Source organism: Sporosalibacterium faouarense (assembly GCF_016765695.1).
Lineage (GTDB): Bacteria > Bacillota > Clostridia > Tissierellales > VENL01 > Sporosalibacterium > Sporosalibacterium faouarense.
Genome location: NZ_JAETGO010000043.1, coordinates 80,067 through 97,860 on the forward strand (window position 1 = coordinate 80,067; position 17,794 = coordinate 97,860).

General features: G+C 28.8%; 17 protein-coding genes. All 17 read right to left on the minus strand.

From position 1 onward, the window contains the following. Nucleotides 1-365 precede the first annotated feature (365 nt). Nucleotides 366-545: a hypothetical protein gene (locus JMO20_RS08265; protein ID WP_202709087.1), complete on the minus strand. Its 180-nt coding sequence runs from the start codon at nucleotides 543-545 to the stop codon at nucleotides 366-368. Between the two features lie 74 nt (nucleotides 546-619). Beyond that, on the minus strand, nucleotides 620-1,660 hold the full coding sequence (locus tag JMO20_RS08270; RefSeq protein WP_202709088.1) for a P-loop NTPase family protein: 1,041 nt from the start codon (nucleotides 1,658-1,660) through the stop codon (nucleotides 620-622). A gap of 4 nt (nucleotides 1,661-1,664) precedes the next feature. After that, entirely contained in the window at nucleotides 1,665-3,083 is a 1,419-nt protein-coding gene (locus tag JMO20_RS08275) for a radical SAM/SPASM domain-containing protein (protein WP_202709090.1), read from the minus strand. 86 nt (nucleotides 3,084-3,169) lie between these two features. Next, a complete protein-coding gene (locus tag JMO20_RS08280) occupies nucleotides 3,170-4,948 on the minus strand; it encodes an ABC transporter ATP-binding protein (protein ID WP_202709092.1) in 1,779 nt (592 codons plus the stop codon). A 378-nt stretch (nucleotides 4,949-5,326) separates the two neighbouring features. After that, the gene (locus JMO20_RS08285; RefSeq protein WP_243414684.1) at nucleotides 5,327-6,730 is read right to left on the minus strand and encodes a sigma-54 interaction domain-containing protein; all 1,404 of its coding nucleotides are present in this window, start codon (nucleotides 6,728-6,730) and stop codon (nucleotides 5,327-5,329) included. Between the two features lie 205 nt (nucleotides 6,731-6,935). After that, nucleotides 6,936-8,711 carry a two-component system histidine kinase PnpS gene (gene pnpS / locus JMO20_RS08290; RefSeq protein ID WP_202709094.1) on the minus strand — a complete coding sequence of 592 codons (1,776 nt, stop codon included), beginning with the start codon at nucleotides 8,709-8,711 and terminating at the stop codon, nucleotides 6,936-6,938. Nucleotides 8,712-8,722: 11 nt separating this feature from the next. Beyond that, a complete protein-coding gene (locus tag JMO20_RS08295) occupies nucleotides 8,723-9,415 on the minus strand; it encodes a winged helix-turn-helix domain-containing protein (RefSeq protein WP_202709095.1) in 693 nt (230 codons plus the stop codon). Nucleotides 9,416-9,433: 18 nt separating this feature from the next. Further along, nucleotides 9,434-10,255 (minus strand): peptidoglycan editing factor PgeF, encoded by an 822-nt coding sequence (pgeF, locus tag JMO20_RS08300; RefSeq protein ID WP_202709097.1) that lies wholly within the window; start codon nucleotides 10,253-10,255, stop codon nucleotides 9,434-9,436. A 58-nt stretch (nucleotides 10,256-10,313) separates the two neighbouring features. Continuing rightward, nucleotides 10,314-10,769: a transcriptional regulator NrdR gene (nrdR, locus tag JMO20_RS08305; RefSeq protein WP_202709107.1), complete on the minus strand. Its 456-nt coding sequence runs from the start codon at nucleotides 10,767-10,769 to the stop codon at nucleotides 10,314-10,316. A gap of 104 nt (nucleotides 10,770-10,873) precedes the next feature. Beyond that, a complete protein-coding gene (locus JMO20_RS08310) occupies nucleotides 10,874-11,152 on the minus strand; it encodes a YlmC/YmxH family sporulation protein (protein ID WP_202709109.1) in 279 nt (92 codons plus the stop codon). 189 nt (nucleotides 11,153-11,341) lie between these two features. Beyond that, on the minus strand, nucleotides 11,342-12,127 hold the full coding sequence (gene sigG / locus JMO20_RS08315; RefSeq protein ID WP_341534010.1) for an RNA polymerase sporulation sigma factor SigG: 786 nt from the start codon (nucleotides 12,125-12,127) through the stop codon (nucleotides 11,342-11,344). 257 nt (nucleotides 12,128-12,384) lie between these two features. Further along, nucleotides 12,385-13,116: an RNA polymerase sporulation sigma factor SigE gene (sigE, locus tag JMO20_RS08320; protein WP_279380083.1), complete on the minus strand. Its 732-nt coding sequence runs from the start codon at nucleotides 13,114-13,116 to the stop codon at nucleotides 12,385-12,387. Between the two features lie 14 nt (nucleotides 13,117-13,130). After that, nucleotides 13,131-14,027 (minus strand): sigma-E processing peptidase SpoIIGA, encoded by an 897-nt coding sequence (gene spoIIGA / locus JMO20_RS08325; RefSeq protein WP_243414685.1) that lies wholly within the window; start codon nucleotides 14,025-14,027, stop codon nucleotides 13,131-13,133. Between the two features lie 282 nt (nucleotides 14,028-14,309). Further along, nucleotides 14,310-15,398 (minus strand): cell division protein FtsZ, encoded by a 1,089-nt coding sequence (gene ftsZ / locus JMO20_RS08330; protein WP_202709111.1) that lies wholly within the window; start codon nucleotides 15,396-15,398, stop codon nucleotides 14,310-14,312. A gap of 18 nt (nucleotides 15,399-15,416) precedes the next feature. Continuing rightward, nucleotides 15,417-16,664 carry a cell division protein FtsA gene (gene ftsA / locus JMO20_RS08335; protein WP_202709112.1) on the minus strand — a complete coding sequence of 416 codons (1,248 nt, stop codon included), beginning with the start codon at nucleotides 16,662-16,664 and terminating at the stop codon, nucleotides 15,417-15,419. 57 nt (nucleotides 16,665-16,721) lie between these two features. Continuing rightward, a complete protein-coding gene (locus JMO20_RS08340) occupies nucleotides 16,722-17,054 on the minus strand; it encodes a small basic family protein (protein WP_202709113.1) in 333 nt (110 codons plus the stop codon). A 1-nt stretch (nucleotide 17,055) separates the two neighbouring features. Continuing rightward, on the minus strand, nucleotides 17,056-17,784 hold the full coding sequence (locus JMO20_RS08345; protein ID WP_202709114.1) for a DUF881 domain-containing protein: 729 nt from the start codon (nucleotides 17,782-17,784) through the stop codon (nucleotides 17,056-17,058). Nucleotides 17,785-17,794: the final 10 nt, after the last annotated feature.

The window sequence follows — 17,794 nt, forward strand, 5'->3', positions numbered from 1 at the left end:
AAAAAAAATAAAAACGCAAATAATTTTGCATTAATTATGCAAAATATTTTGCGATATCCTTATTTTCTTAATTTAATTATAACTGATAAAACTTCCAATTTCCATAAAGAGTTATTATAAGATTAGTAACAATAAATATTTCAACTGACCTCAGTAAATTTTAGTTCTGTTAATTTATACTTTCTAATATTTTTTTCTTTATAAATTAGGAAATTGCATATTTATAAAGAAAAAATATTCTTGCATAAAATTTTAATATGCAATTTCCTCAAATATTAAAACCCGTGGATTTAATTTAATAATTTCTCAAATTATAAAATATTTATTTGCCTTTAAACGTATATAATATTATTTATATCTTATTACTATTCTACCCCAACATTATGATCATAAGCTCTTGTATATGTGTTGTCATAATTATAATCATTAACGTAGGTAGTCATATATGGATCTCCGTAACACTCACAAGAGCAACGGCAACTACAGCTATTAGCATAAGCTTCTACTTCATTAAAACTTTTCTTTTTTAATTTAAGTTCTTTCATTCTTTCACCTCCCAAATACATTTTTATATAAATAACAATTTTTTTATCCACGGGCTTTATATATTAATAGATAATTAAGTAAAATTACCTATTAATTCCTTAACCATACTATCAACTCTCTTTTGTTCATATAAGCACTCTACTTTAAAATTCATTTTTTCAAACAAAGCAGGTATTTTTTGCAGATTATCATATTTTAAATACATAGGTTTTTCTAACATAGACTTCACAGTACTGTCATTTTCAAAAAATGAATTTGATATATTAAATATGTCAACTCTTTTTCCTAGTATTACTTCAAAATAGTCACTGAGCTTATTAAAATATTCTTCATTAATATAATTGTTTAAAGTATTCACTATTAAATAATCAGGTCTAACACTTTGTCCAATCATAAAAGTATACATGCCAAAGGAATTATCGTAATACTTATCATATTTAATCATCCCTTTAGGTATATCCATTATAATTATATGTGGGTTTATTTCATCTTCTATTCCTCTAATATACTTATTTAATTTATGAATCTGTTCTTCTGAACTAATTTTACTACTCATAAATTCTTTTGGATATTTAATACAATCAAAAAATCTACCATCATTTGAATTCGTTATCATCTCAACTCTATAACCCATTTTTTCCAAACCAATCTTAGTTTGAAGAGAAACATAGAAATTATCGATTGTTTCTACAATCCCTCCAACAAGTATAATTAATTTCTCAGGTGTATAAAAAGGCAGACTAAATTTATCATATCTTTTCATAGATTTTCTTAATATTAGTTCTTTTTCATATTCTGCATCATCATTATAATTTAAAATCTCCAAATTATTTTTTTTACTCTTTTCAATAATCTTTGTTAGTTCACTTTTATTTGATTCACTTATGTCTTCTGATATAATTATTGCATCATAAGCACTAAAGTTAACGCCATTAAAACCCTTTACTTTTTTGCCAATATCTTTTCCATTTATGGCATATCCCACATCCTTACCTATTAACCCATATCCATCAGGGGATATTACATCAAAATCAATATTAAGAGATATCAGCCCTCTAATAAAACCATATGAGTCATTTGAATATGGATAAAATAAATATCTTTTATCATTCATAACATCACCCTCTAAAGCTTTTATTGTACTTCTTCTCTTTAATTGTCTGTAAATTGATCAATTTTTTATGGAAAGTGTTCCTTCTGCTTTCACACATTTGGTTTGATACTTTGACCTTGTCCAATTCTTTTTCGTAACTATTTATACAAAAACCACATTCTCTAAACGCAAAACAATTTTTACACTTTTCACTATTGTATTTAGCAATATTAAGAATTTTCTCTGCTTCTTCAATCATAATACCCTCATTTACATTCCCAATAATATTGAATTTGTTTGACTCACTAACTCTTTCACAGGGATAAAACTTTCCATCAACATCAACAAATAATCTTTGTGCACCTGGTACACAAGGACCAGATGGACACCCTACATTTCCCAAACTATTTGTTTTTTCTATATCCTCTAATAAATCTTGTGTTTTTCTAAAAAACAATGATTCAATAAATCTCTCATCCGTTAATTCTTTATTTTCAAAAATATGTGAGCTATATTTATTCTCCAATTCACAATACTGTTCAACAAATGAATCTAGAGATTTGAATCTATTGTCTTCAGTATAATCATCTAGTATTGTTGTTCTTACTCTAACATCATCCAATATTTTATTTTCTCTAAATAAAGATAAGTAATCATTGAGATCTGTTGTGGGATCTATTACCATATTTAACGAAAGATTATTAAAAAGAGATTTATAGCTGTCTTTCATTACTTGTATATTTTTAACTACTTTATCAAATACGCTTTTATTGCTATTATAGAATTTTCTATTTTTATCGTTTAGGTGTTTAGGTCCATCTAGACTAATAAGCAAGTTAAATTTTTCTTTTTCAAAAAATTCCATTATCTCTTTAGTAAACAATGTGGCATTTGTGGTCAATGAAAATTTCACATGCTTACCACTAAATAGTTCCTTACAGTAATCAACAGTTTTTCTAATTAAATCAAATTCCAATAATGGTTCTCCACCATAAAAGGTCACTGAAACATTGTCATTATCTATAGAATTATCTCTGAAAATAAGCAAGGCCTTTTTTATAGTTTCAAAATCTATTTTTTTATTTGAATGCTTTCTTTCAGTTCCATTGTTTTCTGTATAAGGACAATATTCACAACGCAAATTACAATTTTGAGTTAATTGAATTGTTATCATTTTCATTTTTCTACTTAAATAAGTATCTAATAAATCTGTAGCTGGATGCTTGATTTCTCTAATTCGATTAGTAGAAAGATAGCCTTCTCTTCTTAATTCATCGAATTGCATTTTAAATTTCTCATCTATACTAATCTCATCTATTTCACCATTAAGAATTTTATCTAGGCTATGATATACTTCTTCATCTATATGAACATTTTCATTTCTATTTACATCATAAAAGTAATAATTATTTTCTGTTTTAAACATATGAATCAATGGTTTCATAATTAACCTCCATTTCTAATTAGAAGATTTAAAGACTGTTGATTAAATTTTCTTTTATGCTTGTAGTTAGCTTGTCCACTAGTATCCTATATACATTCCTCCTTTAACCCTAATAGCCTAATATACTCTTCACAATTTTCAATTAATTCATTATTACTTCCAGATGCAATAATTCTCCCTTCTGAAAATACAATAACTTTAGGGTTCATTTCCGCAATATTTTCAACTCTATGGGTAATAAAAATTCCTATTTTATCTTTACTCTTTTCCCTTGCTAATGAAAATATTTGTTTTTCAGATATTGGATCAAGGGATGAAGTGGGTTCATCTAATACATAAACATCTGCATCTCTCATAAATGTCCTGCTTAAAGCTATTCTTTGCCATTGTCCCCTTGATAGCTCTTCTCCATCAAACCATTTACCCATTTGAGTTTCCAAATGATTGGGAAACTTGCCAATTTTCTCTTTTAAAGCAACCTCTTCTAAAGACATTAATATTTTATTATCATTGTAAATTTCATCTAGATTACCAAACCCAATATTCTCTCTTAAAGTTAATTCATACTTATTAAAATCTTGAAAAATAATTCCCATACATTTTCTTAAACTATTAGTGTTTATATCTCTCAACTCTATTCCATTAATTAAAATTTCTCCCTTATAATTATCATAAAATCCACATAGAAGCTTTATAAAAGTAGTCTTTCCTGAGCCATTTTCTCCTACTATACCTATTAACTCTCCTCTACATATGCTGATATTAATATTTGAAAGTGTATAATTATTTGCACCTTGATATGTATAAGAAACATCTTTAAACTCTATTTCTCTTATCTCTTGTATCTCAATTCCTATTTCATAATCATCTTTCACTTCTAAATCTAGTAATTTATAAAATTCTTCTACATACAAAATATCACTGTATATTTCTGACAAACTCTTTAAAAATCTACTAACATTTGATTGTATTATACTAATACTATCTATATAAGCGACTGTATCTCCCACCAATATTCTCCCTAACATTGCCATTTCAACAATTTTGAATATAATAAATAGACTAATTAGTTCATCTATTAAACCTAGCCCCATAGACCAAATTGTTCTTATCTTAGTTATATGCAAGTCCTGACTCTGAATTTTACGCTTTATTTTAGAGAAAGTATTAACTAAATATGATCCTACGTTGTATGTTTTTATTTCTTTGCATGCAATATTATTAGTAAGTAGATAGTTTATATATGTAGTTTTTCTTACTTCATTCATTCGTTCCATTCTCATCTTATAATTTCGATATCCTATTCTTGTATTTATTAAGGTTGATATAATTGGCGTTATAAATGCCAGTAAGAAAATATAAGAGTTCCAAGAAAGAATAATTGCTGCTACAGATATTATTGAAGCAATTTGGGTTATTATCGATAGTATGTTTCTATATGCTATATAAACCTTTGTTTGTCCCTCTATTTTAGCTCTACTCAAAGTGTTGTATATTTCAGAATTTTCAAAATCTTTTAAGCCTAAAAATTTACATTTATTTAAAATATCCATACTCATCTTATATTCTAACTTCAATTGATGTTTTGAAGTTACATAATTATTTAGTGATTTTATTAATTGTATAAAAATATTAACTGCAACATAGATAATTATTATTTCCATAAACTTATTACTCTTACTTGTACTAACTTCCACAATCCCATTAATTAATAATTTTGTCGCCCATATTGACATGGCAGATGAAAAACCTATGGCAATGGTTAATAGAATGCTTATAATAAAGTATTTAGGCGAGATTATATATATATATTTCATAATTCTCTTTATAGTATTTTTCATCCTCTTGTATCCATTTTCTTTCATTTGAATCTACCCCTAATCCATTGTAATTTCTACAGAGTCATCAATATTTATTAAATAAAATAATCTAAACAAAACTTTAAATTTATATAGTTATGTAGTAGTACTAACCTTTTTGAGCTTGTACACTTAATAGATCTTAAAACAGCTTGTCCATTGAATTTAAGTCAATTTTTTTACTTGTTTATGTATATTCTATCATAATACTGGAGTTTAATAAAGAATTTTCCCTCGTTAAATTTCCTTAAATTTCTACATTTGTTTTTAATAGAATTTCTTCGTAACAAAATAAAACCTATACTATCATTAGATTAATTAAAAAATTGCATATTTACAAATTAAATATGCAATCTCCTCAAATGATAATATAGATTTTAAAACTTAAATATTATATTTTTTTAGCTTATGTTGTAATGTCTGCCTTTTAATTCCTAATGATTTAGCTGCCCTTGAGATATTTCTATCTGAATACATCATAGCATTTATTATTAACTTTTCTTCAATTTTACTAATTATATCTGGTAATGACTTAGTCATATCTATATCATTACCTAATTTAATATCCTTTTCTCTAACTTCATCAATATATAATGGAAAATGATATTTCTTTAATACATTTTCATCTTGATTAATATAATTCATTGCTCCTTCTATCATACTCTCTAATTCTCTAACATTTCCTGGCCACATATAATTATCAAAATCATTCATAATATCCTGTGATACCATCCAAACATCTTTTTTTAATTTCTTATTATACTTACGAATAAAGGAATCACATAATAGCTCTATATCCCCTGTCCTATCCCTCAAGGGAGGCACAGTCAGTGAAACTACATTCAGCCTATAGTATAAATCTTTCCTGAGACTTACTTGCTCAATTGCTTTTTTGGGATCTTCATTAGTTGTAGCAATAATCCTTACATCTATTGGGATATCCTTAAGTCCACCTACTCTCCTAATATATCCTTCCTGAAGCACTCTTAATAATTTTGCTTGAAGATTCATTCCCATGGAATTTATCTCATCAAGTAATAGGGTGCCACCATTTGCTTGCTCAAATAATCCAGGCCTATCAATTGCCCCTGTAAAACTTCCCTTAACAGTACCAAATAAAAGACCTTCTAATAAAGATTCTGGTAAAGCTGCACAATTTTGAGCAATAAATGGTTTGTTTTTCCTTACCCCTTCGTAATGTATGCTTTGAGCAAATAACTCTTTACCTACTCCTGTTTCACCATAAATTAAAACACTGGAAGAAGTATTACATGATTTTCTAGCAATATTAATAGCCTTCTTAATTCCCTCACTATTTCCAATAATATTGTCAAATGTATACTTAGGAATAGTTTTTTTTGTATTCTCTTTATTTTGCTTTGTAAGCTCCTCTTGAAGATCCAAAAGCTTTTCAGATAATTTCTTAATCTTTGTAATATCTTTTGCTATCTCTACAGCCCCAAGCTTTCTCCCATTATCAAAAAGAGGAATTGTTGTGTTTATAGTAGTTATTTTTTGTCCTTTATAATTAAAATAAGTCTGTGTTCTATCTAAAATAGGTCTACCTGTCTTCATTACTGTAAATAGAGTACTAGTCTCTTCATCTAATGATGGAAAGACATCTGAAAATTTTTTATTTAGTACAACTTCCTTTTCTAGTCCTTCTAATTTCTCCATCACATCATTATACATGATTGTTTTTCCATTGCTATCTATAACATGTATCCCTTCATCAATGGACTGCAAAATATTTTGCATCAATATATTATTCATATTATCTTTTTTCATATATATCAATTCCTTTATCTTATTGTTAGGCTTATTTAACTTTACCTATTAATTCTTCACTTTTATAATATTATATTAGAATATAACCCTTTTTTCAATTTAGAATCTTAAGTAGCTTATACTAAAAATCTAGTTATATTACATACGAAAAGAAGCTGATATAATAACTAAAAGATAATCAGCTCCTTTCATCATCATTTTTAATTTATTTATTAGTCTGCTCTTTTTTTAAAGGTAATGCTATAGTAAACTCTGTACCTTTATTAATTTCGCTTTTCACACTGATATTTCCCTTCAATGATAAAACTATATGTTTTACAATAGCTAATCCAAGTCCAGTTCCACCTACCTGTCTTGACCTAGCTTTATCTACTCTATAGAATCTTTCAAACAATCTATTAATATGATCAGAATCTATTCCTATACCTGTATCCTTAATTTTAAAAATCAGTTCTCTATTAGTAGAATACCCTGTTATAGTAATACTGCCTCCATCCGGGGTATACTTTATTCCATTATCAATAAGATTTATAAGCATTTGCTTAAACCAGCCTCTATTTCCACAAATAGAAGGTAGGTTATTATTAATTTTGTCCACTATAGTAATACCTTTCTGCTTAGCCATTCCGCTTAAGAACTGAATCACTTCAACTATTGCTTTATTTGTATCAATTTCTTGTTCATTAAATCTATTATTTTTATTTTCTATTTCAGATAATAATAGTAAATCATGGATCAAAGCTGTTAATCGATTTGCTTCAATATCAATAATATCTAAAAATTTGTCTCTAACAGCCTTTTCTTCAGCTGCTCCATTCTTAAGAGTCTCAATAAACCCTTTTATAGATGTTAATGGTGTCTTTAACTCATGGGACACATTTGCAACAAAATCCTTCCTCATTCTCTCTAACTTTCGTATTTCCGTCACATCTTGGATTAAAATTAAAACTCCAATTGACCTATTAGGATCTGTAGTTAAAGTTATAGGATTAGTGTAAACATTTAGTATTCTATGCTCAGGTTCAAATACTTCTATTTCTTCCTTTGATGTTACACTTTCATGCAAAAGCTTATGAATTAAATCATCTAATACATTATTTCTAATAATCTCTAATATGTGCTTCCCTTTAATTTCTTCTTCCTTTAAGTCAAATATTTTTTCAGCTGTTGGATTGATAAACATTACTTTTTTAGAGCTGTCTAATGCTAAAACTCCATTAATCATACTAGTTAAAGTAGCTTTAATCTTAGTATTACTTTGCTGTAGTTCTTCGATTGTATCATGCAACTCTTGACTCATAACATTAAAATTTTCAGCAAGAGTTCCCAATTCATCTTCAGTTCTAAAATAGACCTTTTCTCCAAAGTTACCTTGTGATATTTTCTTAGTAGCATTTGTAAGTTGTTTTATAGGTTCAGTTACTGTATGAACAAATCTAAATCCTAATATGAATGCTACAAATAGTCCAGCCAAAATAGATATTACAATATACTTCAATATTGTTTTATTGATTTCTTCCAATTCTTTTATTGAAACCGAAAGTCTTATAGCTGATAAATCACTTCCCTCTCTCGAGAATGGTATTGCAACATAGAACATATCAGTATCCACAGACTTACTAAATCTCTTAACTACACCGATTTCCCCATTCATAGCTTCTTGAACTTCTGGTCTATTAATGTGATTCTCTAATTCTCTATAATCTGCATGGGAATCACCAACAACCCATCCATTCTTATCAATTAAAGTTACTCTAGCATCTGTTTTTTTTGAATAAACTGATGCCAACTCATTCAACCTATCCTTGCTTAAATCTTCTTGTTGATATATAAATTCACTGATCAAATTAGAGTTAGTAACTAGCTTGTCTTCTATATCATTAAAATACTGTACTCTAAATAGGCTTAGAGCAAGAATCCCAGTAGTTAAAACGCCAATTAATAATAGCGTAATAAATGCAATAAATATTCTTCTTTGCATATCAGTCTCCCTTATTTCATTTTATATCCGACACCTCTAATAGTCTCAATATATTTAGGTGCTTTATCATTCTCTTCTATCTTTTTTCTTAAATGTCTAATATGAACATCCACTGTTCTAGTTTCTCCAAAATAGTCATAACCCCATACCTCATCTAGGAGCATATTTCTAGACAATACCTTACCTCTATTTTCAGCTAATATTCGTAAAAGCTCAAATTCTTTAAGGGTCAATTCTACTTTTTCATTATTTCTTGTAACCTCATGCTTTTCAACATCTATTATAATGTCATGTATCTCTATAATCTTTTTCTCTTCTTTTTTATCATCTTTACTTCTTCTTAAAACAGCTTTCATTCTTGCAATAAGCTCTCTCACGCTAAAAGGTTTAGTGATATAATCATCGGCACCAATTTCTAAGCCCAATACTTTATCAGTTTCTTCACTCTTTGCAGTAAGCATTATTATTGGTAGTTTTTCAGTAGAGGGATCTTTTCTAAGGGTTCTGCATACTTCAATTCCATCTGTTCCTGGAAGCATTAGGTCTAATATAACTATATCAATCTTTTCGTTCTTAGCTAATTCTATAGCCCTAATACCATCATAGGCTTCTATTACTTCATATCCATTACCTTCTAAATTAAATTTTATTAATTCAACAATATGTTCCTCATCATCAACTACTAATACTTTTCCATAGCTCACTTATATCCACCTCCAAAGTTATACTAACTGTAATAATGCAGCCATACGACCAGTTTTTCCATTTTCTTTTCTATATGAGAAAAATAAATCATTATTGCAGCTAGTGCAATGTTCCCCTACTAATATATTATTAATAGGTACACCTCTTCCACTTAATATTACCACATTTGCATTCCATAAGTTAAGGTACCACTTGTCTCTGTCCGTTGGAATCAGTAATTGTTCAAGATTTGTAAAATTACTGTTAAATTTATCATATACATATCTATCTACTTCATAACAACATGGCCCTATAGATGGTCCTATTGCTACAATTATATCATTTAAATCACTTTGAAATTTTTCTTCCATTATGTCTATCATTTTTTCTGCAATTTTCTCTACTGTTCCTCTCCATCCAGCATGGGCTAAACCAATAACCTCCTTCTTAGTATCTAAAAAATAAATAGGAACACAATCGGCATAAAAGGTACATAACGTCAATCCCTTTTTATTCGTTATTAAACCATCTACTCCATCAGAGTCTGATTTACTTAGAAAACATTTACTATTATCTTTCTCATTAATTACTTTTATATTAGTCCCATGAACTTGATTTGAAAAAACTAAGCTTTCAGTTGATATATCTACAGCATCACATAGAATTTTAAAATTATCCTTGACTTTACTTAAATTGTCTTCATTATTTAGTCCGAGATTTAAACTATTATAAGGTTTCTCACTTACACCCTTAATTCTAGTAGTAAAAATATTTTTAACTAATCCTGTTTTATCAAAAGTAGGTATAGTATAATACTTTATTCCCTTTTTTTCTCTTAATATAAAGTTACCTTCATTCATCAGAAAACCAACTCCTTATAAAATTATTTAAAAAATAGGACTCTAATTGAGTCCTATCCTACTTCTCATCTAATAATTTCTTTAGCTCATCCATGAAAGTATTTATGTCTTTAAATTGCCTATATACTGAAGCAAACCTAACATATGCAACCTCATCAATGTCCTTAAGCTTACTCATAATTCTTTCACCCACATATCTTGTAGTTACTTCCTTTTCCATAGAGTTATATAATTCTTTCTCTATATCATCGGCAATTCCTTCAATCTTCTTTATTGATACTGGTCGCTTCTCACAAGCACGTATAATACCATTTAATAATTTATTCCTATTATAAGATTGCCTAGTGCCATCCTTTTTAACAAGAACTAAAGGAATCTCCTCTATTTTTTCATATGTAGTGAACCTTTTGTTACACTTTGTACATTCTCTTCTTCTTCTTATGGTTTGTCCTTCTTCTGTAGGTCTAGAATCTATAACCTTTGTTTCAAAAAAATCACAGTAGGGACATCTCATTTAACTCCCCCTTTATGAAATATAGTATTCTCAATGATGATTGAATTATATTATATTATATTTTATTTTAAATGTCTAATTTATTGACTAATTGAAGGGATTAATTAGTAATCTGCTTCAACTCTATACTCTTTATCTCGATCCCACTCAGTTTTTAAATCAACTAATATTACATGAACTCCTATCCTAACAATATCCTCCCATTTGATAACATAATCTTCATTCTTTCCAAAGAGTCCTAACACCTTTCCTGGCCCTGGTATAATAATTGCTTCTATCATGCCAGCTTCTAGGTTGACCTCTATATCAGATATTAACCCTAGCTTAGTACCATCCTTAACATTAACAATTTCCTTTTCTCTTAATCCTGAAGTCCTAACCATCTCATCACCTTCTCTTATTATTTGTTCTACTATATATATACATAAAACTTGTCTAAAAATATTCCTATTTTTATAAGAAATTTAAAATGAAGTAGTTAGGTCTTTATATTTGAAGAAATTGCATATTAAAATTTTATGCAAAAATATATTCAATTTGTAAATATGCAATTTCCTCATTTATATGATTTTTTAAATTAGCTTTCTCATATGTTTTAATGCTGTTTTTTCAAGTCTTGACACTTGGGCTTGCGATATTCCGATTTCATTTGCTACTTCCATTTGTGTCTTACCTTCATAAAACCTTAAGTTAAGTATTAGCTTTTCTCTATCATTCAAACGCCTTAGTCCTTCTCTTAGAGCTATTCCTTCTAACCATGTTTCATCTTCACTTTTTTCATCACTTACTTGGTCCATTACATATATGGCATCTCCACTATCATGATAAATCGGTTCAAATAAAGATATTGGATCTTGAATAGCATCTAGTGCAAACACTACATCTTCTTTCGGCAAATTTAACTCTTTAGATATTTCAGATATTGTCGGTTCCTTAGAATGTTTATTAATTAGTTGATCACGAACCTGTAAGGCTTTATATGCTATATCTCGTAAGGATCTACTAACTCTAATTGAATTATTATCCCTAAGATATCTTCTTATTTCACCTATTATCATAGGTACAGCATATGTTGAAAACTTAACATTCTGACTTAAATCAAAATTATCAATAGCTTTTATAAGTCCAATACAACCCACCTGGAACAAATCATCAACATGCTCTCCTCTTTTGTTAAATCTCTGAATAACACTTAGAACTAGTCTAAGATTACCTTGAATAAATTCTTCTCTAGCACTTAAATCTCCAGCATGTATTCTATCAAATAAAGCTCTCATTTCCTTATTAGTTAATACAGGTAATTCAGCAGTATTTACGCCACATATTTCAACTTTATTTATATGCATTCTGTTATCCATTCCTTTCTAGATGTTTTGCCCCTTTCAATAAAAATTATTGCCTTTTAATGTTTTTTTATTCAATAATTAATGTAAATAGATTAAGTCTTTTTTTATGAACTTTTTATTTAAAAAATGAACAAATACTATATTTTTATTACATGAGGAAATTGCATATTAAAATTTCATGCAATTTCCTCACATAAAAATACTCCTCTTCTCAGTTACAGCCTATTACCTCAACTGTATACTGCAAGAGGAGCATATTTATTATTGCTTCATACCATTCTATTGATTTCTTTTCTAAGTCTTTTTACAATTCTTTTCTCTAGTCTTGAAATATATGATTGTGATATTCCTAGTATATCAGCAACTTCTTTTTGAGTCTTTTCCTCATTTTTACCCAAACCAAACCTCAATTGCATGATCTTCTTTTCCCTATTTGAAAGATTTATCATAGCTTCTTTCAATAAATTTTTATCTATTTCTTCTTCTAAATATTTGAATATTATATCACTATCTGTTCCTAATATATCTGATAGTAATAGTTCATTTCCATCCCAATCAATATTTAATGGCTCATCAAATGATATTTCTGATTTTGTCTTACTATTTCTCCTAAGATACATAAGAATTTCATTCTCAATACATTTAGATGCATATGTAGCAAGTTTAATCTTTTTGTCAGGCTTAAAAGTGTTTACTGCTTTTATTAGTCCAATAGTTCCTATTGAAATCAAATCTTCTACTCCAACTCCTGTATTATCAAACTTCCTTGCAATATAAACCACTAGTCTTAAATTTCTTTCTATCAAAATACTTTTAACATCATCATCGTCTTTCATCCTAGATATATAATATTGTTCTTCTTCTTTAGACAAAGGAGGAGGTAAAACCTCACTACCTCCAATATAAAATACTTCTTCCTCTTTATATAATTTAAACTTCTTTAATATCTTTATATAGTATAATTGCAACATTAATTTAGCTCTTTGAGTAAATTTTAACAACGTGAATCTCCCCTTTATTTTAATATTTCAGGATGTAGTAAAGCCATATATTTATTGTCTGGAGATAAAGTATTGTTATATATTCCAACAACAATATTTGATAGAACCCTTTCATCCTCTTCATTTAAAACTACAGTATCAGGTTTAAATCCTAACAACATTCCGTTCTCTAAACCTAATGATTTAAAAGGAATAAGTCTAAACTTAACTTCCTCTGTTGACTTAGACATTACATTAGAGATTATTTCTAAATTATTTTCTTTGTATTGGTCAAATATTCTCTGTACATTATCAGGAAGTAAATCCTTTATTGCACAGAATTCTACTACAATTACTGGTATATCAGAAATAGGATCTTTTAAGGAATTGCCTGTGTCCATTAGTGCCATGATCTTAGCTTTTTTATTGTTAAGATTGATTGTAATAGGGATAAATACTCTCTCCTTGCTAATAATATTTTGTATATAACCCCAAGTAAACTTAAGAAGTATTGAAGAAGCAAATATTCCTATTATCAGTAATTTCACAAGAGTTGGTAAATCTCTTATATAAAAAATACCTCCCCCCATAAAAGCATCTACATTGAAAAAATAAAAAAACGCAAAAACTGCTCCTCCAAAAACGAATGTGACTATATAGAAAGTAGCAAATAGTTTAATAAACTTGTATAACTTTGAAGGACTAAAAGCAACTATAATAATTAATATAGAAACAGCCACTTTCACTATAAACTTAGCCAAGAACCTTAAAGAAGGAAAAAATACTACAAAAGCATATAATGCTCCTAGAGTTGCAGCTAAAATTAATCTTAACCTGCTTGTATCTGTTCTTGTAAATCTTTTTGTAACATATAATATTATGTAGTTAATAACTATATTTTCAATCAATAAGTATTCAGCATATATATACAAGCTACTGCCCCCTTTTTTGCATAGAACTCCTATTACAATACTATTATTCATTTGTCCCTATTTTTATGACTATTATATAATATATAGGATTAAAAATATGTCAGTTGTTGAAGTCGAAAAAGCTGTAATTTCCTCAAAAAAGAACAGCTCAAATGCTATCTGATTTATATATATTTTCTTGAATTATCGCCTATTACAGTTTTTACAACAAAAAAGACTTAAGAGCATAGAATATTCTATGCTCTTAAGTCTTCACAATATTTTTTTATTTCTAAAATTATTTTACTTATATCTTTTTCTCAAAAAAGTCGGTATATCCAAATCGTCAGGCTCATAGTTAGGTTTTTCTCCTGAATCATTTTTTTTCTTTTCATCTAACTTTTTATTATTATTTTTATTATTATTGCTAGACTCAGCATTTTCTTCAAAACCAGTTGCAATAACAGTAATTTTTAATTCATCCTTAAGATTTTCGTCAATTCCAGCACCAAAAATTATATTAGCATCTGGATCTACAGATTGTCTGATAAGGTCAGCAGCCTCATTAACTTCAAATAATCCTAAGTTTTGTCCTCCAGTTATATTTAATAAAACTCCTTTAGCTCCTTCGATTGAAGTTTCTAAAAGCGGACTATGTATTGCTTGTTTTGCTGCTTCAGTAGCTCTATTTTCTCCACTTGCTCTGCCAATTCCCATATGGGCTAATCCTTGGTTTTCCATAACTGTCTTAACATCAGCAAAGTCTAAGTTAATTAAAGCTGGTACTGCAATCAAATCTGATATACCTTGAATACCTTGCTTTAGCACGTCATCAGCTATTTTAAATGCATCCATAATAGAAGTTTTCTTTTCTACTACTTGAAGTAGTCTATCATTTGGTATTGTAACAAGAGTATCTACTTTTTCCTTTAATCTAGCTATTCCTTGCTCGGCATGAAGCATTCTTCTTCTACCTTCGAACATAAAAGGCTTAGTTACTACCCCAACCGTTAAGATGCCTAATTCTTTTGCAGCCTCAGCAACAATAGGTGCAGCACCTGTTCCAGTTCCACCACCCATACCTGCTGTGATGAAAACCATATCTGCTCCTTCAAGACTCTCAATAATTTCATTCTTACTCTCTTCTGCAGCCTTCATTCCAATATTAGGGTTAGCACCTGCTCCTAATCCTCTTGTAAGCTTATCACCTATTTGTACTTTTATCTCAGCTTTAGAAGAATATAAAGCTTGTCTATCAGTGTTAACAGCAATAAATTCTATTCCTTGTACATCACTCTCTATCATTCTATTGACAGCATTGTTTCCTCCACCGCCAACTCCAACTACTTTTATATGCGCAAACTGCTCCATATCAACATCAAATTCAAACACATAATGACCCCCTTATCTTTAGAAATATTCATCCCATATTTTTTTTATAGTAGATACTACATTGTTTTTACGCTTTTTCATATTACCTTTATATCCATTTTTTTTAACATCCACATTATTATATTCTACATAATAATTAAATTTCCTTTTAAAAGAATAATTTATTAATCCAACAGATGTAGAAAATATTGGTTCCTCCACACCTAGATAGGCAGGTCTGCCAATTCTTACCGGCAAATCAAATATATCCTTTGCCAAGTCTAGTACTCCATCTAAATAACTAACACCACCGCCTGTGATTACAATCCCGGCAAGTATACTATTTTTAAGATGGGACCTTACTAGCTGCTGATTAACTAATTCAAATATCTCCGATACTCTAGCTTCTATAATTTCAGCCAATTGAAGCTGAGATACACTTATTTCTTCATCTCTGCCTATAGGCTTAATATCAAAACATTTTTCATCATCAGCAGAAGGTGTATAGGTTATACCATAATGCTTTTTTATCTCTTCACTGTTATCAAAGGGCATCCTAAGTCCAATGGATATATCATTAGTAATATGATTCCCTGCAACTTGAATAGCAGATGAATATATTAGTTTGTTCCCTTTAAATATAGAAACATCACTATTTCCTGCTCCTATATCAACTATACAAACGCCTAGTTCCATTTCATCCTTAGTTATTATTGCTTCAGATAAGGCTAAGGGTTCCATTACTATTCCCAAAACTTCTAATCCCGCTTTATTTACACTCTTAATTAAATTTAAGGAAGTTGTAGAAGAACTAGTTACAATATTGGCATCAACCTCTAATCTAATACCGGACATTCCTATTGGGTCTTTTATTTCATCGTATCCATCAACTATGTATTGGTTGGGTATTATATCAATTATCTGCTCACCTTGAGGTATCGAGACAATTGTAGCAGAATTTAAGACTCTGTTCACATCTTCTATATCAATTTCACTATTATCTCCAGATATAGCTATAACACCCTTATTATTCAATAGTTTTGAGTAACCACCAGGTATGTTAATATATACAGATTCAATTTCAACATTTGCCATGTTTTCAGCTTGTTCAACAGCCCTTGCAATATCCTTAGCAGCAGCTTCAATATCAACTACTACACCTTTTTTAATACCATTGCTTTCGCTTTTTCCTAATCCTAATACGTGTAGTTGATTATTGTCAACTTGTCCAATTAAAACGCATATTTTAGATGTTCCTAGATCTATTGAAGTTATAATATTATCCATAATATCTAGCTCCTTTTAAGTATGGCATATGTTGAGATTTTTTTACTAATTTTAAAACTAATCCCTACTAAAAATATGTCTTCTGATAATAGCGAAGTTTTGGAACAATCTTACTCCGAAAGCAAATATAGCAGCATAATATAAAGGCACTGCTAGCTTATCTCCAATATAGGCAAGAAAAGCTGCTAAAATCGCATTACCAAAAAAACCTGAAATAAAAATTCTTGCATCAAATACATCATCTAAAGTTGCTCTAATACCTCCAAAAACCGAATCCATACAGGCAAGTATGGCAACGGAGATATATAAAGAATAACTTGTAGCATATGTTATAGGTAAGAAAAATCCAATAATAACACCAATTAAAATACCAATTAAAGCAAAAATCAAATTATTCACCTTCTTCCAACGGTTTTACAAATTCAAAATCAATATCTTCTTTATACTTAGGAATTAAAAGAAAATCACTTACAGTTGTGTTTAATTCTAATTCATATACTTCTTTAAGCTGATATCCATATGTTCCTGGTGCATTTATTGCAGCATTTAAAACCTTAGGATCACCAATAGCTTTAATAACAAATGGAATAGCATAAGTTCTATCGTTAATTTTAATAGTAGGTCCATTACATTCTATTTCAGAGCTTGATAAAACTCTTTGTCCAGAAACACTTATTGCCTCTGCACCTGCTATTTTTAAATCATTAACTAGCCTTTGTACATCCATATCATGAACTAAGAATTGATTTATGTTTTCACCATAATTAATTTCCTTTACACTATCTGAAATCGTAAGAATAATTCCAGGTCCTTGAACATCTTTATATCCTGCTAAAAACTTCATATGTTCAATTTCTTCCTTTAAAACATCGGAAATATTTCCATTATCATTCAAAGTATTTTCATACATATTGACTTCTTCTTCTTTTTTTTCAATCATTTTATTTAAGTCTGATATCTGACTCTTGTAATTCTCTATCTCATTTTTCACCATTTGAACAGACTTTAAAGAAACTTGAGAATAGCCTTCCAAATCCTGCTTCATTTGACTAGATAATAAGACTCCCAATAAAATTGCCATGACAAAAATGATTATTTTATATGATAGTTTTGTTTTCATAGGCTAACCC